The organism is Arthrobacter sp. NPDC056886, from assembly GCF_042788715.1.
In the GTDB taxonomy this organism is placed as follows: Bacteria; Actinomycetota; Actinomycetes; order Actinomycetales; family Micrococcaceae; genus Arthrobacter.
Map to the genome: position 1 here is coordinate 25,428 of NZ_JBHUBT010000002.1, position 21,366 is coordinate 46,793.

The 21,366-nt window shown below is 66.4% G+C and carries 20 protein-coding genes; 4 read left to right on the forward strand and 16 right to left on the reverse strand.

The features are described from left to right. Positions 1-17: 17 nt before the first annotated feature. The 16 genes from ACFRJ8_RS03210 to ACFRJ8_RS03285 all read right to left on the reverse strand — a co-directional run bounded on the left by ACFRJ8_RS03210 (position 18) and on the right by ACFRJ8_RS03285 (position 15,587). A complete protein-coding gene (locus tag ACFRJ8_RS03210) occupies positions 18-1,007 on the reverse strand; it encodes a serine hydrolase domain-containing protein (protein WP_377984711.1) in 990 nt (329 codons plus the stop codon). Positions 1,008-1,141: 134 nt separating this feature from the next. Beyond that, complete coding sequence (gene nusB, locus ACFRJ8_RS03215) at positions 1,142-1,552, reverse strand: transcription antitermination factor NusB (RefSeq protein WP_091251831.1); 411 nt, start codon at positions 1,550-1,552, stop codon at positions 1,142-1,144. Further along, the gene (efp, locus tag ACFRJ8_RS03220; RefSeq protein ID WP_018773146.1) at positions 1,552-2,115 is read right to left on the reverse strand and encodes an elongation factor P; all 564 of its coding nucleotides are present in this window, start codon (positions 2,113-2,115) and stop codon (positions 1,552-1,554) included. The genes nusB and efp overlap by 1 nt, the downstream gene beginning before the upstream one ends. Positions 2,116-2,270: 155 nt before the next feature. Beyond that, complete coding sequence (locus tag ACFRJ8_RS03225) at positions 2,271-2,789, reverse strand: tetratricopeptide repeat protein (RefSeq protein WP_377984712.1); 519 nt, start codon at positions 2,787-2,789, stop codon at positions 2,271-2,273. After that, a complete protein-coding gene (gene aroB / locus ACFRJ8_RS03230) occupies positions 2,789-3,880 on the reverse strand; it encodes a 3-dehydroquinate synthase (protein ID WP_377984713.1) in 1,092 nt (363 codons plus the stop codon). Before aroB ends, ACFRJ8_RS03225 begins: the two co-directional genes overlap by 1 nt. Beyond that, positions 3,880-4,434: a shikimate kinase gene (locus ACFRJ8_RS03235; protein ID WP_377985174.1), complete on the reverse strand. Its 555-nt coding sequence runs from the start codon at positions 4,432-4,434 to the stop codon at positions 3,880-3,882. The genes aroB and ACFRJ8_RS03235 overlap by 1 nt, the downstream gene beginning before the upstream one ends. Positions 4,435-4,499: 65 nt before the next feature. Continuing rightward, complete coding sequence (gene aroC / locus ACFRJ8_RS03240; protein ID WP_277525862.1) at positions 4,500-5,699, reverse strand: chorismate synthase; 1,200 nt, start codon at positions 5,697-5,699, stop codon at positions 4,500-4,502. Between the two features lie 26 nt (positions 5,700-5,725). Continuing rightward, the gene (locus ACFRJ8_RS03245; protein ID WP_377984714.1) at positions 5,726-6,619 is read right to left on the reverse strand and encodes a shikimate dehydrogenase; all 894 of its coding nucleotides are present in this window, start codon (positions 6,617-6,619) and stop codon (positions 5,726-5,728) included. After that, positions 6,616-8,346 (reverse strand): endolytic transglycosylase MltG, encoded by a 1,731-nt coding sequence (gene mltG, locus ACFRJ8_RS03250; RefSeq protein ID WP_377984716.1) that lies wholly within the window; start codon positions 8,344-8,346, stop codon positions 6,616-6,618. Before mltG ends, ACFRJ8_RS03245 begins: the two co-directional genes overlap by 4 nt. Next, a complete protein-coding gene (gene ruvX, locus ACFRJ8_RS03255) occupies positions 8,343-8,927 on the reverse strand; it encodes a Holliday junction resolvase RuvX (protein ID WP_377984717.1) in 585 nt (194 codons plus the stop codon). The genes mltG and ruvX overlap by 4 nt, the downstream gene beginning before the upstream one ends. Positions 8,928-8,937: 10 nt before the next feature. Beyond that, a complete protein-coding gene (gene alaS, locus ACFRJ8_RS03260) occupies positions 8,938-11,616 on the reverse strand; it encodes an alanine--tRNA ligase (RefSeq protein ID WP_377984718.1) in 2,679 nt (892 codons plus the stop codon). A 172-nt stretch (positions 11,617-11,788) separates the two neighbouring features. Continuing rightward, positions 11,789-12,055 (reverse strand): DUF6167 family protein, encoded by a 267-nt coding sequence (locus ACFRJ8_RS03265; protein WP_377984719.1) that lies wholly within the window; start codon positions 12,053-12,055, stop codon positions 11,789-11,791. A 20-nt stretch (positions 12,056-12,075) separates the two neighbouring features. Further along, positions 12,076-12,450, reverse strand: coding sequence for a DUF948 domain-containing protein (locus ACFRJ8_RS03270; protein ID WP_377984720.1), 375 nt, complete (start codon positions 12,448-12,450; stop codon positions 12,076-12,078). A 180-nt stretch (positions 12,451-12,630) separates the two neighbouring features. Beyond that, positions 12,631-13,257 (reverse strand): 30S ribosomal protein S4, encoded by a 627-nt coding sequence (gene rpsD / locus ACFRJ8_RS03275; RefSeq protein WP_018773157.1) that lies wholly within the window; start codon positions 13,255-13,257, stop codon positions 12,631-12,633. A gap of 200 nt (positions 13,258-13,457) precedes the next feature. Beyond that, positions 13,458-13,856 (reverse strand): cupin, encoded by a 399-nt coding sequence (locus ACFRJ8_RS03280; RefSeq protein ID WP_377984721.1) that lies wholly within the window; start codon positions 13,854-13,856, stop codon positions 13,458-13,460. A gap of 249 nt (positions 13,857-14,105) precedes the next feature. Further along, positions 14,106-15,587, reverse strand: a complete 1,482-nt coding sequence (locus ACFRJ8_RS03285; protein WP_377984722.1) for a replication-associated recombination protein A — start codon at positions 15,585-15,587, stop codon at positions 14,106-14,108. Positions 15,588-15,658: 71 nt separating this feature from the next. Between ACFRJ8_RS03285 and ACFRJ8_RS03290 the strand changes: the two genes are divergently transcribed. From ACFRJ8_RS03290 to ACFRJ8_RS03305, 4 genes are all read left to right on the forward strand, one after another. Further along, positions 15,659-16,303 carry an acVLRF1 family peptidyl-tRNA hydrolase gene (locus ACFRJ8_RS03290; protein WP_377984723.1) on the forward strand — a complete coding sequence of 215 codons (645 nt, stop codon included), beginning with the start codon at positions 15,659-15,661 and terminating at the stop codon, positions 16,301-16,303. Between the two features lie 470 nt (positions 16,304-16,773). After that, positions 16,774-19,227 (forward strand): galactose oxidase-like domain-containing protein, encoded by a 2,454-nt coding sequence (locus ACFRJ8_RS03295; RefSeq protein WP_377984724.1) that lies wholly within the window; start codon positions 16,774-16,776, stop codon positions 19,225-19,227. Continuing rightward, positions 19,224-19,949, forward strand: coding sequence for a hypothetical protein (locus ACFRJ8_RS03300; protein WP_377984725.1), 726 nt, complete (start codon positions 19,224-19,226; stop codon positions 19,947-19,949). Before ACFRJ8_RS03295 ends, ACFRJ8_RS03300 begins: the two co-directional genes overlap by 4 nt. A 113-nt stretch (positions 19,950-20,062) precedes the next feature. Beyond that, positions 20,063-21,352, forward strand: coding sequence for a glycosyltransferase (locus ACFRJ8_RS03305; RefSeq protein ID WP_377984726.1), 1,290 nt, complete (start codon positions 20,063-20,065; stop codon positions 21,350-21,352). Positions 21,353-21,366: the final 14 nt, after the last annotated feature.

Sequence of the window (21,366 nt, forward strand, 5' to 3'; positions counted from 1 at the left end):
TTCAGCGCTTGACAGTTTCAGCCTGTGGCCAGTTTCCGCAGCAGCTCGAAACCTGGGCGGTCAACAGGAGCTGCCGTCGCCGAAAGCAGGACCACTGCGGTCTGTGCGTCCCGGTCCAGGCCGATCCAACTGCTGAACCCGCCCGTGCCGCCGTTGTGCCAGGTGATCCGGCGTCCCTTGGCCTCAAGCGTGAGCCAGGCAGCGCCGATGCGGACTGCCGGACCGGCGAAGTCCGCCACCGGGTCCAGCGCGGACCTGCCCGGGGCGGAGCCGTCGAGGAGTGCCTGGGCGAGCCGGGCGAGGTCCTCGATGGATGCCCGGATCCCGCCGGCCGGGGCCAGTGCCTCGCCGGTCCAAGGCTGCCGGGGACGGCCCCGGCGGCTGTGGCCCGTCAGGGCATCCGGACCCAGTTCGCCGGGGGTTGCCGGCATGTACATCCTGTTGAGCGCCAGCGGCCGGCAGAGGCGTGCCGCGACAAGGTTCCGGTAGCTCATGCCCGCACCGGCCGCGATCGCGTGGCCGAGGAGTTCGAAGCCGAGGTTGGAATACCGCGGCCGGGGCCCCTGCAACCGGGGCCCGCGCAACCGAACCGCGCGGGCCTGCTCCAGCAGTCCCGCCAGGCTCTCCCCATACGGATTCGCCCCGCGCAGGAAAAACGAGGCCGTGCGCCTCAGCGGTGACGCGGAACCGGGGATTCCCGGCAGCAGTCGCGGCATGCCCGAGGCATGCCGACTCAGGGAGTCAAGGCTGGCGCCCGCGGCCGCGCAGCTTCCGAGCGGGAGCAGCTGCCCGAGCGCGGTGTCCGGGGAAATCTCGCCCCGCTCGCAGGCGTCCGCGTAAAGCAGTCCGGTGATCCCCTTGGAGATCGACCCAATTTCGAAGTCGGCGTCCTGGGCGACTCCGCTGGCAGCCAGGGTTGCCTCTCCCCCAACGATGACGGCCGCGGCAAACCTCGGATGCCTGGCCCCCAGCCTGGCCCGGAGAAATGCCTCGAGTTCGGTATCCACCTGCCCACGATATTCGGTGGGCCCAGCCGCGTGAAAGTGCAGCCCCGGAAAGTGCTGCCCGGCGAACGAAAGAACCCCGCCCAGGCTGTCCTGGACGGGGTTCTTCGTGGTGTCTGGGCTGATTGCCTGAGGAACTAGGCCAGCAGGGAAGGCTTCAGCTGCTGCAGCCGGCCCAGCAGGCCGTTGATGAACGACGGCGACTCGTCCGTGGAGAGCGTCTTGGCCAGGGCCACAGCTTCGCTGACTGCCACGCCGTCCGGGACGTCGTCGTTGTAGAGCAGTTCCCAGGTGCCGATCCGCAGGATGATGCGGTCCACGGAGGGCATGCGCTCCAGGGTCCAGCCCTGCGAATAGGTCTCGAGGAATTCGTCGATGGCCGCCTGGTGAGACACCACGCCTTCGACAATTTCGAGGGTGTACGGGTTGACGATCTGGTCAGTCTGCTCGCGGCGGGACTTCAGTACGTCGAACGCCGAGGCCGAGCGCTGCTCGGCCTCAAAAAGCACATCGAGGGCCCGGTTCCGGGCCTTACCGCGCGCACTCACTAGTCGTTGACCCGGCCGAGGTAGCTGCCGTCACGGGTGTCGACCTTGACCTTGGTGTTGTTCTCGACGAACAGCGGCACCTGGATCTCGTATCCGGTTTCGAGCGTGGCGGGCTTGGTGCCGGCCGAGGAGCGGTCGCCCTGCAGGCCCGGCTCGGTGTAGGTGATCTCGAGGACGACGCTCGGGGGCAGCTCGATGTAGAGCGGGTTGCCCTCGTGGATGGCGATGTTGACCATCTGGTTCTCGAGCATGAAGTTGGTGGCGTCGCCGACGGTGGCGGCGGAAACGGTGAGCTGGTCGAAGTCCGAGGTGTCCATGAAGACGAAGTCGGCGCCGTCCTGGTACAGGTACTGGTAGTCGCGGCGGTCCACCGTGGCGGTCTCAATCTTCAGTCCGGCGTTGAAGGTCTTGTCGACCACCTTGCCGGACATCACGTTGCGCATCTTGGTGCGCACGAACGCGCCACCCTTGCCGGGCTTGACGTGCTGGAACTCGATGATGTTCCAAAGCTGGCCCTCAAGCTTAAGGACGGTTCCGTTCTTGATGTCGTTAGTGGTTGCCACTGTATCCTCTTAGTTTCTCTCTGGTTCCATCGGGCCGGTGCTATCGGCCAGACGTTCTATGCCGGGCCGGCATGCCAAGCGGCCCGCCAGCGCGTATTTGTCAAAAATCCAAGTTCTATTCTACCGGTTCCCGCGGACAGCTGGCTGACCGGGGCTCAGGACTGCTGTTCCAGCACGTCCCGCGCGCGCTGCAGCGCCACCGTGGAGGCGTAGATCAGGGCCGCGTCGGCGGACCCGGCCACGCGCAAATCCAGTGCCTTGGCGAACGATTCGACAGCGGCGGCAATGTTCCCGCCGGCGAAGTAGGACCGGCCGAGGTGCTGGCGGACGGCCCCCTCCTCCAGGGTCCCCTGGGTCTCGGCGAGGAGCTGGCGGAACACTTCCACCGCCCGGTCGAACCGGTTCGAAACCCGGAGCACGTCCGCCTCGAAGATCCGCAGCCGGAGCGAGTCGGGGTCCTTGTAGCGGGCCTCGGCCAGGAGCTCGGCGGCCTCGGCCGCGTGCCCTTCGACGAGCCGGACGAGGATCAGGTCCCCCGGGTCGGCGGAGGCCGCCAACGCCTCGGCCAGGACCTCGTCGTTGACGATCTGGGGCATCAGGGTCTGCGGGTTGATCCGGATCCCGGGAAGTCCCGCGTCCGGCCACTCGCTGGTGCCGCCCTTGACCATGTGCATCAGGAGGCAATCTCCTGGTAAGCGGCAAACAGCAGTGACGTGTCCGGGACGTCGAGGATGCCGGGCCGGCCGACGCCGTCGAGCACCACGAACCGGAGCAGGTCACCGCGGGACTTCTTGTCCCGGCGCATGCCGTCGAGGAGGGCCTGCCAGCGGTCGCGGCGGTAGGTGATGGGAAGCCCGAGGCTTTCAAGGATGGTGCGGTGCCTGTCGGCGTCGGCGTCGCTGAGCCGCCCGACGCTGCGGGCGAGTTCGGCCGCGAACATCATGCCCACGGAGACGGCGGCACCGTGGCGCCAGGAGTAGCGCTCGGCGAGTTCGATCGCGTGGCCCAGGGTGTGGCCGTAGTTCAGAATCTCGCGCTGGCCGGTTTCCTTCAGGTCCTCGGAGACCACCCGGGCTTTGACGGTGATGGCCCGTTCGATCAGTTCCCGCAGCAGGTCCGAGCGGGGATCGATGACCGCTGACGGGTCCTTTTCGATCAGGTCCAGAATGGCCGGGTCGGCGATGAAGCCGCATTTGATGACCTCGGCCATGCCGGAAATGATCTCGTTCTTCGGCAGCGTCTCCAGCGTGTCGAGGTCTGCGAGGACACCGGCGGGCGGGTGGAACGCGCCCACCAGGTTCTTGCCCTCGGCGGTGTTGATGCCGGTCTTGCCGCCCACCGAGGCGTCCACCATGCCCAGCAGGCTCGTGGGCATGTGGATGACCTTGACGCCGCGCAGCCAGGTCGCTGCGACAAAGCCGGCCAGGTCCGTCACGGCGCCGCCGCCGACGGCGACGACGGCATCGGAGCGGGTGAAGTCGTTTTGCCCCAGCACCTGCCAGCAGAAGGAGGCGACCTCGATGTGCTTGCCCTCTTCGGCGTCGGGGATTTCTGCGGTCAAGGCGGTGAAGCCGGCGGCGGCCAGCTCTTCGCGGACGGTGTCCCCGGTCAGCCGAAGCGCGCGGGGGTGGATGACCAGGACCCGTTTGACGCGCTCGCCCAGCAGGCCAGGCAGGCTTGCCAGGAGGCCGCGGCCCACTACGACGTCGTAGTTCTCACCCGGCGTTTGTCCGGTGACTTTGATGACGGTTGATTCGTTACTCACTATTCAACTTCCTTTGTCGCCGCCGGAGTGGGCACGGCCGCGGTCTTCGCGACGGCGTGCTCCCCCAGCGCATCTTCCAGCCGGTGGGCCAGCTCCGGAACGCTGCCGCTGCGGACATCGAGGACCAGGTCGGCGAGCCGTTCGTAGACCGGCTGCCGGGCAGCGAACAAGGTCCGCCACCGGCCCATGGCGTCGCCGGCCAGGAGCGGCCGGCCCGAATTTCTGGCAATGCGTTCCGCCACAGTCTCGGCGTCGCATTCGAGATAGACAACGGTACAGCGGCCCAGGAGCTGCTGCGTACCGGAGTCAAGGACAGCCCCGCCGCCAAGCGATATGACGGTGGTGCTCCCCTGTGCTTCTTCGATGGCCTGCGCCACGGCCCGGGCCTCGAGCTCACGGAAAGCGTGCTCGCCCCGGCTGGCGAAGATCTCGGCGATCGTCCCGTGCTGGGCCACCACGAGCGCGTCCGTGTCCACGAACGCGCACCCGAGGTGCTGCGCGAGCTGGTGTCCGATCGCCGACTTGCCGACGGCCATCGGTCCGATCAGGACCACCGGGTTGAGGTGTTTTGCCGCGGGCGTCGCCGCGGCGGAGCGCCCGTCGGTGTTTCCGGCCGGCACTAGTGGCCGATCGAGTCCAGGGACGCCGGAATGCTGTCCAGGTAACCCTTGATGTTGCGGGCGGTCTCCTGCACGGAGTCACCGCCGAATTTTTCGGTGACCGCTTCGGCGATCACGAGGGCCACCATGGCCTCCGCCACGACGCCGGCGGCGGGGACGGCACAGACGTCGGAGCGCTGGTGGTGGGCCTTGGCGGCCTCTCCTGTGCTGACGTCGACCGTCTTAAGCGCGCGGGGCACGGTGGCGATCGGCTTCATGGCGGCACGGACGCGGAGGACATCGCCAATGCTCATGCCACCCTCGATCCCGCCTGCACGGTTGGACGTGCGGATGATCTTGCCGTCCGCGTCCTTGACGATCTCGTCGTGGGCGGCCGAGCCGCGGCGGGCCGCGGTGCGGAAGCCGTCGCCGACCTCAACGCCCTTGATGGCCTGGATGCCCATCAGGGCAGCCGCCAGGCGCGAGTCGAGGCGCCGGTCCCAGTGGACGTAGCTGCCCAGTCCCGGCGGGAGCCCGTAGACAAGCACCTCCACGACGCCGCCGAGGGTTTCGCCTTCCTTATGCGCGACGTCGACCTCGGCCACCATGGCGTCCGAGGTTTCGCGGTCAAAGCAGCGCAGCGGATCGGCGTCCAGGGCGATCACGTTGCCCGGAACCGGCAGCGGCCGGCCTTCCGGCACGGCAACGCTGGCGATGGACACGGTGTGGGAGACGAGTTCGATCCCGAGCTGCTTGAGGAACGCTGCGGCGACCGTGCCCAGCGCCACCCTCGTGGCCGTCTCGCGGGCGCTGGCCCGCTCCAGGACCGGGCGTGCCTCGTCGAAGCCGTATTTCTGCATGCCGGTGAAGTCGGCGTGGCCGGGCCGCGGCCGCGTCAGGGGGGCGTTCCGGGCCTGGTCGGCCAGGATTTCCGGCTCCACGGGATCGGAAGACATGATCTGTTCCCACTTGGGCCATTCGGTGTTGCCGACCTGGATGGCGACAGGGCCGCCCTGGGTCAGGCCGTGGCGGACTCCGCCGAGGATCGTGACCTCGTCCTGCTCGAATTTCATCCGGGCGCCGCGGCCATAGCCGAGCCGCCGGCGGGCCAGGGCCTCGCTGATGTGGGCGCTGGTGAGCTCCACACCGGCGGGGACGCCTTCAATTATTCCGACCAGTGCCGGGCCATGGGATTCTCCGGCAGTCAACCAACGCAACATACATTCCATCCTGCCATGTCGGGCGGTTAGAACACCCGTCGGGGTGCCCCGACTGCGTCACACATCACATCTATGACTCCGGCCGGGAGGCCCTCGCCCAGTCCGGTGAAATGCCGCACCTGCTCCACGGCCTGGTAGATGAGCATTTCAAGTCCCGGGACCACCGTGCCGGCAGCTTCCTGCCAGACCGCCGCGATCCGGCTGGGCCACGGATCATAGGCGACGTCCAGGAGCACGCCCGGGCTGCCCGTCAGTTTCGCCGCCAGTGCGTCTGCCAGTTCCCTGGCAAGTGTGTCAGCCGCGCGTGGCGGCAGCGTGGAGATGACGACGTCGGCCGCGGCGGCGGCGGCGGCCGCACCGGCGAGGGGAAGCACCTGAATGGGGACCGCCAGGGCGGCGGAGGCCGCGCGGGCCTCACCGGCACGGCTGGGATCGCGCACGAACACGTCGGCAGCCGCTGCCCCCAGTTCCTTGAGCGCCGCGATGGCTGCGGCGGCCGTTCCGCCGCCGCCAAGGATTACGGCGGTGGGCGCGGGGGCGGCCCCCGCGTGCCGGAGTGCGTTGACGATCCCGGCGACGTCCGTGTTGTAGGCAACCAACTGGGTTTGGTCAGCACCGCCGGCGTCGGGTTCGAACGCAACGGTGTTGACGACGCCGAGTGCGCGCCCGACGCCCCGGACTTCGTCCACTTCCGCCACCATGGCCGATTTGAGCGGCATGGTGACCGAGAGCCCGCGCCAGGAACCGTCAGCGCGCGCCTCGTCCCTGACCTGCCGCATGAAATCCGGCAGGGCCGACTCTGTCACGTCAATGGCGGAGTAGGCGATGTCCAGGCCCAGGTGGGCGTAGGCGGCGCGGTGCAGCGCCGGCGACTTCGAATGGCTGATGGGATGCCCGAGGACGGCCGCCCGCAGCGTCATACGCAGCGTCCCGGGTTGGCCGCGCACCAGGCGTTGTACTGCTCCACGTATCCGTTGTGCTCGGCCAGGGTCTTGGAGAACTTGGTCTCCTTGGTGTCCAGGTTGATGGTGACCCAATAGAGGTAGCTGTTGGACTTGGGCTTGGCGGCCGCGTCGATGGCCGTCTTGCCGGGCGAGCCGATGGGCCCGGCGGGCAGCCCCTGGTTGGCGTAGGTGTTGTAGGGATTCGACTTGTCGGCCTTCTGGGCCTCGTCGATGTGGAAGCTGCGGATGCCCAGGCCATAGGTGACTGTGGCATCGGACTGGATCAGCCCGTTCGTCTCGGTGTTGTTCGGCTTGAGGCGGTTGTAGATGGCGCCGGCGACGTCGCCGTATTCGGCCTGGCCGCCTTCGGCCTGCACGATGCTTGCTACCGTCACGACGTCGTACTGTTTCGCGGAATCGGTGACGCCCTGGGCCTTGAGTTCATCCAGGGTGTTGCCGACGAGCTTCTGCAGAATGTCCTTGGCAGAGGAGCCCAACGGGAAGCGGTACTCCCCCGGCGCCAGGTAGCCCTCGAGGTTCTTGGCTTTCTTCGGGACGCCAAACTGTGCGGGCGCATCGCTGAGCGCCTTCAAATCGGCAACCGAAATCCCGGTGCCCTCGGAAATCGCCTGCAGGGATTCGCCGATCCGCAACCCGGCGCTGAGCGCAAAGTACATGACCTTGCCCTGGCCCTTGTTGAGCAGGACAGACACGGCATCGGAGTTCTTCATTTCTTGGCGCATCGAGAAGGTGCCGGGGTTCAGTGCACCGCCGGAAGCGGTGAACTCCTTCAAGAAGGTGTCCGCGTTCGCCACGACCTTCTGCGACTCCAGCTCGGTGGCCACGGACCTCGGACCGGCGCCTGGTTCGACTGTGATGGTGACGTTACCGGTCCCGGGGCCGGGGTAATCGGCCATTTTGTCCATGCCCAGGAGGGGCTTGAGGAACTGCGCGCCGACAGCGATTGCGACGACAAAGACCGTCAAGGACAGCACCAGGGCCAGGAAGCGGCGGCGGCGGCGGACCTTCTTGGACGGAACCTTGTTGTAGCGGACCGCTCCGGCCATCAGCTCGTGGCCGGGCTCGCCGTGGTACTCGGCCTCCGGATGCGCCTGGGCGTGGTGTTCGACGGAGTCGTCGTAAACATCGTGGGCCTCATCGTGATGTCCCCCATCGTGGGGTTGGAGCGCGTAGCCGTCGTGAGGTCCGGTGCCGGGGGCAGCCCCGCCATGGAGGGTTTCGTAGCCCTGCTGGCCGGCTGTCGCATAGACGGCGTCCTCGTGGCCAGCGTCCGCGTGGCCGGGCTCTTCGCGGACGGGGATCATCTGGGTGAAGTCTTCGCGGGCGGGCGTCTCATCAGCCGGAACGTCGTGAACTGGCTCTTCGTGCACAGCTTCTGTGTGCACTGGTTCGTCGCGCACGGCTACTTCATGGACTGGTTCGTCGTGCACGGGCTCTTCGTGAACAGCGTCTTCGTGCACAGTCGGTGCTGCGTCGGGCAGTTCCGGGGCGGCCTGCGGCAGTTCGCGCTCCGGCGTCGGCGTTGGAACGTCTTGTCCCGTCTCAAAAGCCTGCGGCGGGATCACGCTGTGTCCCTGCGTCGCCAGGAACTTTTCCCGTGCCCGGATCTCTTTACGCGTCAGCGGTCGGCCGGCACCACTAAGGGCGTCACCGGAGGAGTCATCACTGTTGACCGGGCTCACTGTAGCCTTCCATTGTCTGAAGAATGCGTCTGTACTGCCGGGCCGGTCTGTGCGCCGCCTCCGGTCGGCCCCGGCGCAGACTCCGCGTACACGCGGTTTCCGACCTCCGTTCCCCTGGCCTTTTGCATATCAATCGCATGTTGCAGAATACCTGCCGCCGCAACCTGATCAACAACTGTACGGTGATTTCTGCTGCTCATGCCAGCCTCGTGCAGGTTGCGGTGGGCGGTCACGGTGCTGAGCCGCTCGTCAACCAGGCGCACGGGCACCTCGGATCCGGCGTCCTGCAGGGCCCGGGCAAGCAGCTGGGCATACTCTGTGGCCATCCTGGCCGAGGCGTGCTCTTCGCCCTTCATGGTGCGCGGCAGGCCCACGAAAATCTCCACGACGTCCAGCTCCGCGGCCAAGGCGGCCAGGATGCGCACGTCCGTGTTCTTTTTCACGTTCCGCTGCAGCGTGCGCAGCGGGGTCGCCAAGATTCCATCCCGGTCGCAGACGGCCACGCCAACGCGGACGGTGCCGACGTCCACCCCGAGCTTCACACCCCGGGGATAGACGCCGGCCACAGCAGCTTCAGACACGTAGGATCCGCTATCGCCGGGTAATGGCGTCCACGACGGCGCTGAGGGCAGCGCCGACCTTGGCGGCGTCCGTGCCGCCGCCCTGGGCGACGTCGTCCTTGCCGCCACCGCCGCCGCCGAGGATGCCCGCGGCGAGGCGCACCAGGGCACCGGCTTTGACTCCGGCGGCCCGGGCGGCTTCGTTGGTGGCGATCAGGATGATGGGACGGTCGTTGCTGACACCGGCCACCGCCACGGCGGCGGGCTCGGAACCGAGACGCGTCCGCAGGTCCAGTGCCAGGCCGCGGAGGTCGTCCGCGCCGCTGACCTGACCGGCGTCGTGTGCGATGACTTTGACGCCGGCGGCGTCCTTGGCGGTGCCAACCAGCTGGCCAGCGGCGGCCGTGAGCTGCTCTTTGCGCAGCCGCTCGAGTTCCTTTTCGGCCGTCTTGAGCTTGGTCAGCGTGCTGGAAATCCGGTCCGCGAGCAGCCCGGAGGGAACCTTCAGCATCTCCGTGAGCTCAGTGACCAGGGCCCGCTCGGCGGCCAGGTGCCGGAAGGCGTCCATGCCTACGAAGGCTTCGACTCGGCGGTTTCCCGAGCCGACGGACTGATCCCCGAGCAGGGACAGGCTGCCGATCAGCGAGGTGTTCTCGACGTGGGTGCCGCCGCAAAGTTCGCGGGACCACGCACCGTCGATTTCCACGACCCGGACCTCGTTGCCGTAGTTCTCGCCGAACAGCGCCATGGCTCCAAGCGCCTTGGCCTCGGCGAGGCCCATGACCTTGGTTTCCACCCGGAAGTTGTTGCGGATGGCAATGTTGGAGACTTCCTCGATCTCGGACCGGGTGGCCGCGCTCAGGCCCTCGCCCCAGGCGAAGTCGAAGCGCAGGTAGCCGGCCTTGTTGAAGGAGCCGCGCTGCAGGGCCTCCGGGCCGAGGATCTGGTGCAGGGCCGCGTGCACGATGTGCGTGCCCGTGTGGGCCTGCTCGGCGGCGTGGCGGCGTTCCCGGTCCACGGCGGCCTGAACCAGTGAGTCGGATCCGATTTCGCCTTCACGGACAATCGCCTTGTGCACGCTGAGGCCCTTGATAGGGCTTTGGACGTCCAGGACCTCGACCACGAAGCCGTCACCGGTGATCAGCCCGGTGTCGGCGGCCTGGCCGCCGGCCTCGGCGTAGAACGGCGTCTCGGCCAGGACCAGTTCGATTTCGTCGCCAGTGGAGGCCTGGGCGATCTTCCGGCCGCCGGACAGGATCCCGCGGACCTTGGACTCGCCCTGGAGTTCGGTGTAGCCGGTGAAGACGGTCTCGCCGGCGGACAGGAGCTCCTGGAAGGCGCTGAGATCGGCGTGCGAACCCTTCTTGCCCTTGGCATCGGCCTGGGCGCGCTGGCGCTGTTCGAGCATGAGCTTGCGGAACTCGGGCTCGTCGACTTTCAGCCCGGCTTCCTCGGCCATTTCCAGGGTGAGGTCGATCGGGAAGCCGTAGGTGTCATGCAGGGCAAAGGCGTCGGCGCCGGAGAGTGGCTGGTTGGCGGCCTTGGACTCCTTGACGGCGTCCTCAAGCCGGGCGGTGCCGGACGCGATGGTGCGCAGGAAGGCCTTCTCCTCGGCGTAGGCAATCCGGCTGATGCGCTCGAAGTCGGTCTCCACGATCGGGTAGACGCCCTTCATGGCGTCCCGCGAGGCCGGCAGCAGCTCGGGCAGGCAGGCCTTTTCGACGCCGAGCAGGCGCATGGAACGCACGGCGCGGCGGATCAGGCGGCGCAGCACATAGCCGCGGCCCTCGTTGGAAGGGGTGACGCCGTCGGCGATCAGCATCAGGGCCGAGCGGATGTGGTCGGCAACCACGCGCATGCGGACGTCGTCGGTGTGGTGCGGGTCCTCGGCGGACTCAGCGGAGGTGTACTCCCGGCCGGAAAGCGCCGCGGCACGGTCAATCACGGGACGGACCTGGTCGGTCTCGTACATGTTCTCGACGTCCTGGAGGATCATCGCGAGACGCTCCATACCGAGGCCCGTGTCGATGTTCTTCTTGGGCAGCTCGCCGGTGATGTCGAAGTCCACTTTGGAGCGGACGTTGTCGATCTGGTACTGCATGAACACGAGGTTCCAGATCTCGACGTAGCGGTTTTCATCGGCGATGGGGCCGCCCTCGACGCCGTAGGACGGGCCACGGTCGTAATAGATCTCCGAACAGGGACCGGCGGGGCCCGGCTGGCCGGTGGACCAGTAGTTATCGGACTTGCCCATCCGCTGGATCCGCTCGGACGGCATGCCGGTGTTCTTCAGCCACAGCTGCTCGGCCTCGTCGTCCTCTTCGTAGACCGTGACCCACAGCAGCTCCGGCGGCAGTCCGTACCCGCCGTCGTCCACGCTGGTGGTGAGGAGCTCCCACGCGAACTTGATGGCGTCTTCCTTGAAGTAGTCGCCAAAGGAGAAGTTGCCGCACATCTGGAAGAAGGTGCCGTGGCGTGCGGTCTTGCCCACTTCCTCGATGTCACCGGTCCGGATGCACTTCTGCACGCTGGTGGCCCGCTGGAAGGGGGCCTCCTCGCGGGCCGTCAGGTACGGGATGAACGGGACCATGCCGGCCACGGTGAACAGCAGGGAGGGGTCGCTGGAGACCAGGGAGGCGGAGGGCACGGCGGTGTGCCCCTTGCTGACAAAAAAGTCGATCCAGCGCTTGGTGATCTCCTGCGACTTCATGAGCTGATTTCTTACCCTTCAATATTCACTGCGTTATGTGGCCCGCGTCTGTGCTGCGCGGGACAAGCTGAGGTGGCACTGATCCGGGCCCGTCAATCCGGGACTCCTTTTGGGAGGTGCCGACGTGCCGGCACGCCCTTAACGGGCACCGTACTTACTAATTCTCTCCCGGCTAGCGCCGGATCGCATCCCGGCGGCCAACGGGGCCGCCTGCAGCGATATCGGTCGCCGTGTCGATGCCAAGGGCGGAGCGGAGTTCGGCTTCCCGCTCGCCCATGCCTTCGCGGACGGCGTCGGCGAAGTCGTACAGGCCATCCGCCAGCCGTCCCACCGCACGGTTGAGCCCCTGGGGACCAAGGGCGGACTGGGCTTCGGTGACCTTGCGGAAGGCGATGACGCCGATCGCGACGCCGATTCCCATCCAGATAATTCTGTTCATATCAGGTGCTCCTGGAGGGCTTAGCGGCTACGCCGGCCGGTGGCGGGCTTTTTGCGGGTGGAGAAGGCGGAGCGAACGCCGTAGCTGAACGCAGCCACCTTGATCAGCGGTGAGCCGACGGTGGCGGCCATGAGCGAGGACAGTGCCGAGATGTTGGCGGAGGCATCCGAGACGTTGGAGGAAATGCCGTCGACCTTCTTCAACTGCTCGTTGGTGGTGGTCACCGTGGCGGTAACCTCGTCCATGAGCGGGGTGGCGCCGTCGCTGATGGACCGGATGGAAGTCCGCACTTCGTCGAACACTCCCCCGAGTTTCAGGATCGGCACGGCGAGCAGCAGGACCAGCAGTGCGAACACCCCTGCCGCGATCAGGCCGGCAATATCGCCACCAGACATAGACACTCATCTCCTTGAACTGCAGTGGATACCTGCTCGTTGCGTCGGGTTCCGACGGATTTGGCCGACAGTTTCTACGTGCACGCAGAATCGGCTCCCGGGGAACTCCCCCAAGTACCTTACATACAAAGAAGCCCGCGGCGCGTGCCACGGGCTTCTTTGTAGGTGTTGCCTTTGAAATTAGCGTGCGTAGAATTCCACGACGAGCTGCTCTTCGCAGGTCACGGGGATCTCGGAACGCTTGGGGCGGCGCACCAGGCGGGCCTGCAGGGCGTCAAGCTTGACGTCCAGGTAGGCCGGAACGATCGGCAGGACGTCGCGGTGAGCGCCGGCTGCTGCAACCTGGAACGGAGGCATGGTCTCGCTGCGGCTGTGGACGTGAACCAGCTGGCCCTCGCCGACGCGGAAAGACGGGCGGTCAACGCGGATGCCGTCAACGAGGATGTGGCGGTGCACAACCAGCTGGCGGGCCTGGGCGATGGTGCGGGCGAAGCCGGCACGCAGCACGAGGGCGTCGAGACGCATTTCGAGCAGTTCGATCAGGTTTTCACCGGTCAGGCCCTTGGTGCGGCGTGCTTCTTCGAAGGCACGGGTCATCTGGGCTTCGCGGATGCCGTACTGGGCGCGCAGACGCTGCTTTTCGCGCAGACGTACGGCGTAGTCGGAGTCCTGCTTCTTGCGGGCACGACCATGCTCACCGGGGCCGTACGGGCGGCGCTCCATGTACTTGGCGGCCTTGGGGGTCAGAGCGATGCCGAGTGCACGCGAAAGGCGTGCGGTCCGGCGAGCACGAGTGTTGTTAGCCACTTGTGTCCTTCCAATATCTGCGGTGTGTCAGTGTTACTGGCCTCCACGATGGAGAGCATCGGCCAACCGCTGCCTTTTGCTACTGGGCACAGGGCAACCCTCATCAAATGCGAAGTTTCGATGGATTGTGCGTCCGTACCTTGCCAGACAACGAACCAGCCTACCATGAATGGACCCGCGGCCCGAAGCCAGTACCGAAGTCAGATCCGGGCGTGCACCCCCCGGGCACCGTTGCGCCCGAAGGACGCCGCACCCAGGAATTCCACGGCCACGAACGGTTTCGGACCCACTACCCATTCGTCGTGGCCCGGAGGTATCGCGTAGGTGTCGTTGGCGTGGATCGTGGAGTGCAGCCCTTCGGCCGTTTCGACTTCCATTTCTCCGGATATGCAGAAACCGAGATGGTGGTGCAGGCACACGTCGGTCTGCTCGTAGGGCCTGGTGTTCTCCGACCACCGCCAGCCCGGGCCCAGGATCAGTCGGGCCACCGAGTAGTCGTTCACTGTGCAGAGATCGAATTCGGCCTTGTCCGGGCACCGCTTCTTGTCGGGCACATCGAAGGACTTCACTGCCATGGCTGTAACGAAATTGATACTCATGGGACACTGCCTGGGGACGGGACGGGGCGGGGACGCTCGCGCTGGATGATGTGGGATGGAGCGAAGCTGGCTACCGTTCCGGGGTCCGGAGAGGGAGAGCCGGCGATGTGACCGCGCTGTCCCCTGCGCCGCACGGACGGCCAGCAGGTCAATGCTGGCGTAATTCCACGTTAGACCTCTTGGCCCCTATGTCAACGGCGGATTCCGCGCTGCGTGCCGGGGCGGAATCCGCCGCTGGTCACGGGCCGTTCACTTGCCCCGGATGATCTTCCGGAGCCGCTCGAGCCGGGTGGCGATGTCGCGTTCGGCTCCGTTGGCCGTGGGCTCGTAGTAGTTCCGCCCGACGAGGTCGTCCGGCGGGTACTGCTGGGTGGCCACGGCATGCGGGGCATCGTGGGCGTATCTGTAGCCCTTGCCGTGACCCAGCTGTTTTGAACCCGGGTAGTGGGCATCGCGGAGGTGGGCCGGGATGCCGTTTCCAAGCCCGGCGCGGACGTCCGCGATCGCCTGGTTGATCCCCATGTAGGCGGCGTTGGACTTTGGCGCGGTGGCCAGATGCACCACGGCTTCAGCCAAGATGATGCGGCCTTCCGGCATGCCGATCAGCTGGACGGCCTGGGCCGCCGCGACGGCGGTCTGCAGCGCCGTCGGATCTGCCATGCCGACGTCCTCGGCCGCGGAGATGACGATCCGGCGGGCCACGAACCGGGCGTCCTCACCGGCTTCCAGCATCCGGGCGAGATAGTGCAGGGCGGCGTCGACGTCGGAACCCCGGATCGACTTGATGAACGCGCTGGCGACGTCGTAATGCTGGTCCCCGGCCCGGTCGTAGCGGACGGAGGCGACATCCAGGGCCCGCTCCGTGTGCCGCAAGTGGATCGTGACGGGCTCCGCCGTCCCCGCGCCGGCTGTCTCGGTATCGACTGCGTCGATGTCGTCCGCGTCTCCGAAGGCGACGCCAGCCGCGGCCTCGAGGGCCGTCAGTGCCCGGCGGGCGTCGCCGCCGGAGAGTCGGACAAGGTGCGCCAGCGCGTCGGCGCTGAGCTCTGCCTTGCCGTTCAGGCCGCGAACATCCGATACGGCCCGCTGCAGCAGGCCCTCGACGTCGGCGTCAGTGAGAGGTTTCAGGGTCAGCAGCAGCGAGCGGGACAGCAGCGGGGACACGACGGAGAACGACGGGTTTTCGGTGGTGGCCGCCACCAGCACCACCCAGCGGTTCTCGACGCCGGGAAGCAGCGCGTCCTGCTGGGCCTTGTTGAAGCGGTGGATCTCGTCGAGGAAGAGGACCGTGGTGGTCTTAAAGAGGTCGCGTGCGGTCAGCGCCTCATCCATCACGCGGCGGACGTCCTTGACGCCGGCGGTGATGGCGGAGAGCTCGACGAATTTCCGGCCGGGGCCCTTGGCAATGACGTGGGCAAGGGTGGTCTTGCCGGTGCCGGGAGGACCCCAGAGAATCACCGAGCTCGGCCCGGCGGGGCCGGTCGCGTCGGAGCCGGCAGCCAGCTGGCGCAGCGGGGAGCCTTGGCCGAGCAGGTGCTGCTGGCCCACCACGTCATCGAGGGTGCGCGGCCGCATCCGGACGGCGAGCGGGCTCCGCGGCGAGGCTGACCCAGCACCAGACCTGGTTTGACCCCGGGAATGGCCGGAATCGTCGCCGCCGCGGTTGCCAGCTTCGCCGGTGTCGTCGCTTCCGTCTGCGTCGTCCCGCCCTGCGCCAAAGAGATCATCCACATAGATAGGCTACTTCTAGTTCCTGCCCGCCCTGCCATCATCACTTCCACCCCTGCAACGGAGAGCCTGCCATGTCCAATCCCGAGACCCGAGTGGCTTTCGTCTCCGGCGACCGGCTGCCGGGCTGGGTGGACCGCTTCGCCGCGAGCCACGGCACCCTCGTGGAGGAGGAGCTCGACGCCGGGCTGCAGCTGCGCGCCGCGGACGGCGCCGTGGCCGTCCTCCGGGCGCCCTGGCCCGTGGACGGCCGGCCCGGGAGCGGCCACGACGCCCTCTCGCGGCTGGCTTCCCTGGCCGGGCAGCCGCGGAGCATCGGCGCGGTACTGGTCCGGCGCGGCGGATATTCGGTGGCTGTGGTCAGTGCCGGCTCCGTGCTGGCGTCCAAGACCGGCACGCGCCACGTCCAGTCCCGGACGGCTGCTGGCGGCTGGTCCCAGCAGCGCTTTGCCCGGCGGCGAGCCAACCAGGCCGACGCCCTTGTGGAAGCAGTTGCCGAGCACGCCGGAAGGATCTTCGCAGAACACCGGGTCGAATATTTGGCGCCGGGCGGCGACCGGACACTGGCGGACCAGGTGCTCGCCGAGCCCGTGCTAAAACGCTACGCCGGCCTGACGCGGCTCGCGTTTCTGGACGTCCCGGATCCACGGGCTGCGGTCCTGAAGAAGGCCGCCGCGGAGCTGTGCTCGGTGCGGATTCTGGTGACCGATCCGCAGTAGCGGTTCCTGCCGTGCAGTTCCCGGCCCGCCGGTTTCGGTTTTTTGCCACATCTTTTTTCGTTTCCCTGCCGTTTCAGGGCCCGACGGCTTCGGCCGGGCGCGCGGCTGCCGGAAGGCGCTGAGCTTGGCTTCCACCGGATGACCAAGTAGTTAGCCAGGGTCCCCGGCCACCACCTGAGTACACGCCATTGCCCGGCGCCGTGCGAAGTCGAGTAATTCATACTCGTTTCCCTTGCATTTTGCCGCCCATAGACTCAAACGCATCCTTTGTCACTGAAATCAATCGCTAATGGGGAATTCAATGTGCAACATTGACCATCCGATTCCCAGAATGACAAATCCGGAATCATCTCCCACCGCAATCCATATTTACAACGGCAGAATACGCAACGCACAGGATGCGGCGGGCCGTGGATAACCGACAACGCCCCCGACGCTTAATAGCGCTCATTCTGGCGTTTCTTATTCCCTTGAATTTTATCGTCGGCGCCGTTGCCGTGGCGGCCGACGCCGTCAATCTCGTGAGGAACTCATCTCTTGAGGAGGGTACCGTGGACGCCACTTGCTTCAAGCGGGCCGGCTGGGGAACGGAAGGCGACTGGAACTTCGTCGAGGGCCGCCTCGGCGGCAGGGCAGTCTCCGTCACTCTCCAGGGCCATACGGCGGGCGATCGCAAACTTGTCCAAGAGGAAACTGCCCAATGCGCACCGGCCGTAGTCCCGGGCCAGAGTTACACCATCCAAGTCTGGTACAAGTCCACGGCGCCGGCGTCGCTCACCCTGTTCCGCCATTCCGCCCAGGGCTGGAGCTACTGGGGCGACATCCAGCAGCAGGCACCGGCAGCAGGCTGGACCCTCGCCACAGCTACTACACCCACGATCCCCGACGGAACGGATTTCATTAGTTTCGGACTATCGCTGGGAATTGACGGAACGCTGGCAACCGACGACTATTCCCTGACGGAAATCCAGGCTCCGGTAAATAACACCAGCGAATTGATAATCAACGGAAGTCTCGTAGAGGGAACTCCTACACCGTCGTGCTTTATGACGGCCGGCTGGGGAAACCGGCAAATAGCGAGTTCGCTCTCAAATGACGTCCCGACGAATTCTCCCCCCGGAGCTCGGTCCTTTGCCATAAACGTCACCGCTTATCAATCCGGGGACGCAAAACTTATCCAATCGGACGCGCCGGGCTGCGCACCCGCCGTCACGCCCGGGGAGCAGTACGACCTCAAAGTCGATTACAAGTCCACCGCGGCGGGTCCGTCCGGCCTGACCGTCTTCAGCCACACTGCCAACGGCTGGCAGTACTGGACCGATCTCAAGGAGTTGCCGCCGGTTTCCGGCTGGACGACGGGCCAGGCACGGACGCCGTCGATCCCCGCCGGCGTCGACCGGATTTCCCTCGGGGTGTCCATCGCCGGGAACGGCACCTTGTCCACCACCAACTACTCGCTGACCAAATACGACACCGCGGGGCCGGACCCTGTGGGCGGCCCGGATGCCGTCGGATCCTGGGAAACCCTTTCCGCCCAAATGCCCGTGCGGGCGCTGCATTCAACCCTGCTGCACGACGGACGCCTGCTGCTGATCGCCGGTTCGGGCAACGACGAGACGAACTTCAATGCAGGCTCGTTCCGGGCGGTGGTCTGGTCACCCACAACGAACGAATTTAAGAACATCCCCGTGCCCTACGACATGTTTTGTGCCGGCCACGTGACCCTGCCGGACGGGAAAGTGCTCCTCGCCGGAGGCACCCAGGCCTTTCCCGCCGCCAACGTGGGACCGACAACCTTCCAGGGATCCAAGAAGAGCTATTACTTCGACCCTGCCGACGACACCTTCCATCAACTGGCCGACATGGCCGGGGCCCACTGGTACCCGTCGCTGACCAAACTTGGCAACGGCGATATTTGGTCCGCCGGCGGGCTCGACGAAAAGGCGCAGGGCACCGTACTGACGGAGATGTTCGACACCTCCGCCATGAGGTGGCTGCCGCAGAACCAGGTGCCGCAGACGTGGAGCTTCTGGGGCACCTACCCGCACATGTTCCTCCTCGAAAACGGCAGGATGTTCTACTCCGGGGGTCACACCTTCGGCAACGGGCTGCCGGGGACGGGATCGTCGATCTACGACTGGAGCACCGCACAGATCTGGGACGTTCCCGGTCTGCGGCAAAAGGATCTCAGGGACCAGGCCGGCTCTGTGTTCATTGGTCCGGTCCAGGACCAGAAACTCATGATCGTTGGCGGCGGCAACGCCGACGGCAATACGCCCGGCATCAACCTCGTGGACATCATCGACCTCAAACAGCCGAGCCCGCACTACGTGCCCGGCCCGGACCTCCCGGGACCCGGCAAGATGTACGTCAATGTCCTCAACCTGCCCGACCGCTCCGTGCTGGCCGCGAACGGCGCACAGTTGAACCGTTCGGGAAACATCCAGACGGCTGCCATCTACACGCCGTCGGCGAACTCCTGGAAGACTGTGGCGGCGGACCCTGTGGGCCGCAACTACCATTCGACGTCCATTCTCCTGCCGGACGGCCGCGTGGCGGTCATGGGCTCCAATCCGCTGGATAATTCTTTCGAAGCCAGGATCTCGGTCTACAGCCCGCCGTACCTGTTCAAGGGGCCCCGGCCGGCCATCACCTCGGCTCCGGGCCAGGTTGGCTACGGGCAGAACATGCAGATCGGTGTGACGGGCGATGTCACGGCCGCCTCGCTCATCCCGCCAATGTCCCAGACGCATCAGACCGACACCAACGCGCGGGTCATCGACCTTCCGTTGGCAGGCACGGGCGCGGGCCGCACAGCGCAAATCCCCAATAATCCGAACCTCGTGCCGCCGGGGCCGTACATGCTCACCGTGTTGTCCGCTGACGGAATCCCCAGTGTTGCCCGTTGGGTGTGGGTTTCATGACGCGCCACAAGGCAACTACAGCCAGCGCAGCACGCGGGGCACGCGCCGTCGTCGCCCTGACGACGGCGGGCCTGGCAGCCGCCGCGGCCATGGTGTGGGGCGGGATGTCCGCCGTCGCCACCGTCAGCGCCGTCAACGTCGCTCCGCGCGCGAGCCAAGTACCGGCGGCTGCCGAGCCGGATCGAGCGCCCACAGGCGCCCGGCCGGGGCCGTCCGCCACCACATCCGCCACCACCGCCGCTGCCAAGGGCGCCACAGGCCCGGCCAACACACCGAAACTGGGACCCATTCCCCCGGTTTCCGCGGGGCCCAAGGCGTCCCAGTCGGCAGGCGACTCACCCGAGGTCTCCCTCGCTGAGGCGGCCCGGGCGGAAACGGGTGCTGCCGCCTCCTTGCCGGAGGGCGGCAATGCCACGGGCCTCAAGCAGCGGGGCCCCGTTGATCCGGCGGCGGTATTGTCCGATTCAAGCCTGTCCCTGGGCGGATGTCTGCCCCAGTACGGCTCCGACGGACAGTGCCTGCCCGCCATTCCGCCGAGCATGAGCCGGCATCTGAAGGAGATGAAGGACGCGGGCCATGATCCCGGGTCCATGCCACATTCCTGGACCTGCTCCGAGGTCCGCACGTACTTCAAGAGTGGACTGTCAGTGCGCAAAGCGCATGTCGATCCGCAAAAGCTCGACGCCAACCACGACGGCGTCGCCTGCGGTGCGGCCGACTAGCCACCCCGCCCGTTCCCGGATCCGCCTGCGGTCCGGCTGACTACCCACCCCGGCCGACGATCCTGCCTGTTTCCGAGATCCCCTGCGTCCACCCACCCCATTGGAGCTCCGTCATGTCCGCTACCTTGCTGGCCAGCGCCCTCGTCCTCACTATCGCCTTGGCGCTCTTTGCCATCGCCGTGTCCACCCTCTACCTGAACACCTACGCATGGTGGGACCCCAAGACGCAGGTGCGGACGTCCTACTCCGGCCTTCAGTCGAGGGAGGGGCATTCGTTTTCCCTGATCATGCCGTGCCGGAACGAACGCGAAGAGGTCATGCGGGCCACCTTGGCGGCGCTCCTGGCGCAGACCCATTCGCGCAAGGAGATCATTATCTCGGTCGGGCATGACGACACGGCGACGGTGGAAATCGCGCACCGGCTCGCCCGGGAGTTTCCGGAGTTCGTCCGGGTAAGCGTGGATATCAGCGAGAGGAAAAACAAGCCGCGGCAGCTGAACAAGGCGCTGTCGCTGTGCCGCAATACCGTGGTCGGGGTTTTCGACGCCGAGTCGATCGCCGCGGAAGAACTGCTGGCCCATATCGACAGCGTCTTCACCACCAAGAACGCCGACGTCGTCCAGGGAGCCGTACAGCTGATCAACTACAAGGACACGTGGTATTCGCTGCGCAACTGCCTTGAGTACTTCACGTGGTTCCGGTCCAGGCTGCACGCTCATTCCCGGCAGGGCTTCATACCCCTCGGCGGCAACACCGTGTTCATTAAGCGGGAACTGCTGACAGCGGTGGGCGGATGGGACGGCTCCTGCCTCGCCGAGGACTGCGATCTCGGCGTGCGCCTGTCCACGCTCCGCCGCAAGATCGTGGTGGCCTATTCCCCGCAATTGGTCACGCGTGAGGAAACGCCCGACAGCCTGTCCGGGCTGATCCGGCAGCGCACCCGCTGGTCCCTCGGATTCATGCAGGTTTTCGCCAAGGGCGACTGGAAGGCCCTGCCGTCCCGGCGGATGCGGACCATCGCCTGGTGGACGCTGATGCAGCAGCATTTCATGGCCCTGGCCGGGGTCTGCATCCCCATCGCAATCGCCGCGGCGATCTGGGGCAAGTTTCCGCTCGTGGTCACACTGGTCACCTTCCTGCCGCTGATACCCACGCTCGTGACTGTGGCCTTCGATGTCTGCATGCTCCATGAATTCGGCCGCGACCATAAGTTCGCCATCAGCTGGTACGACTACTTCCGGCTCATTGCCGGCACTCCCCTGTACCAGATGGTCCTGGCGTTCGCGGCCCTGCGGGCTTTGTTCAAATTCGTGCGCCGCGATTTTGCCTGGGAAAAGACCGATCATTCCGGATCCCACCTGGCCTACCTTCTCCCCGGCGCTGCCGAGCCCGCACGCCACTAGCACCCCATTTGCGT

Excerpts from the sequence above, each read along its gene's own strand:
- ACFRJ8_RS03225 (WP_377984712.1), bottom strand. The coding sequence starts at position 2,789 with ATGCACATGGTCAAGGGCGGCACCAGCGAGTGGCCGGACGCGGGACTT.
- aroC (WP_277525862.1), bottom strand. The coding sequence starts at position 5,699 with ATGTTGCGTTGGTTGACTGCCGGAGAATCCCATGGCCCGGCACTGGTC.
- ACFRJ8_RS03245 (WP_377984714.1), bottom strand. The coding sequence starts at position 6,619 with ATGACGCTGCGGGCGGCCGTCCTCGGGCATCCCATCAGCCATTCGAAG.
- alaS (WP_377984718.1), bottom strand. The coding sequence starts at position 11,616 with ATGAAGTCGCAGGAGATCACCAAGCGCTGGATCGACTTTTTTGTCAGC.
- ACFRJ8_RS03265 (WP_377984719.1), bottom strand. The coding sequence starts at position 12,055 with ATGAACAGAATTATCTGGATGGGAATCGGCGTCGCGATCGGCGTCATC.
- ACFRJ8_RS03270 (WP_377984720.1), bottom strand. The coding sequence starts at position 12,450 with ATGTCTGGTGGCGATATTGCCGGCCTGATCGCGGCAGGGGTGTTCGCA.
- ACFRJ8_RS03280 (WP_377984721.1), bottom strand. The coding sequence starts at position 13,856 with ATGAGTATCAATTTCGTTACAGCCATGGCAGTGAAGTCCTTCGATGTG.
- ACFRJ8_RS03290 (WP_377984723.1), top strand. The coding sequence starts at position 15,659 with ATGTCCAATCCCGAGACCCGAGTGGCTTTCGTCTCCGGCGACCGGCTG.
- ACFRJ8_RS03300 (WP_377984725.1), top strand. The coding sequence starts at position 19,224 with ATGACGCGCCACAAGGCAACTACAGCCAGCGCAGCACGCGGGGCACGC.
- ACFRJ8_RS03305 (WP_377984726.1), top strand. The coding sequence starts at position 20,063 with ATGTCCGCTACCTTGCTGGCCAGCGCCCTCGTCCTCACTATCGCCTTG.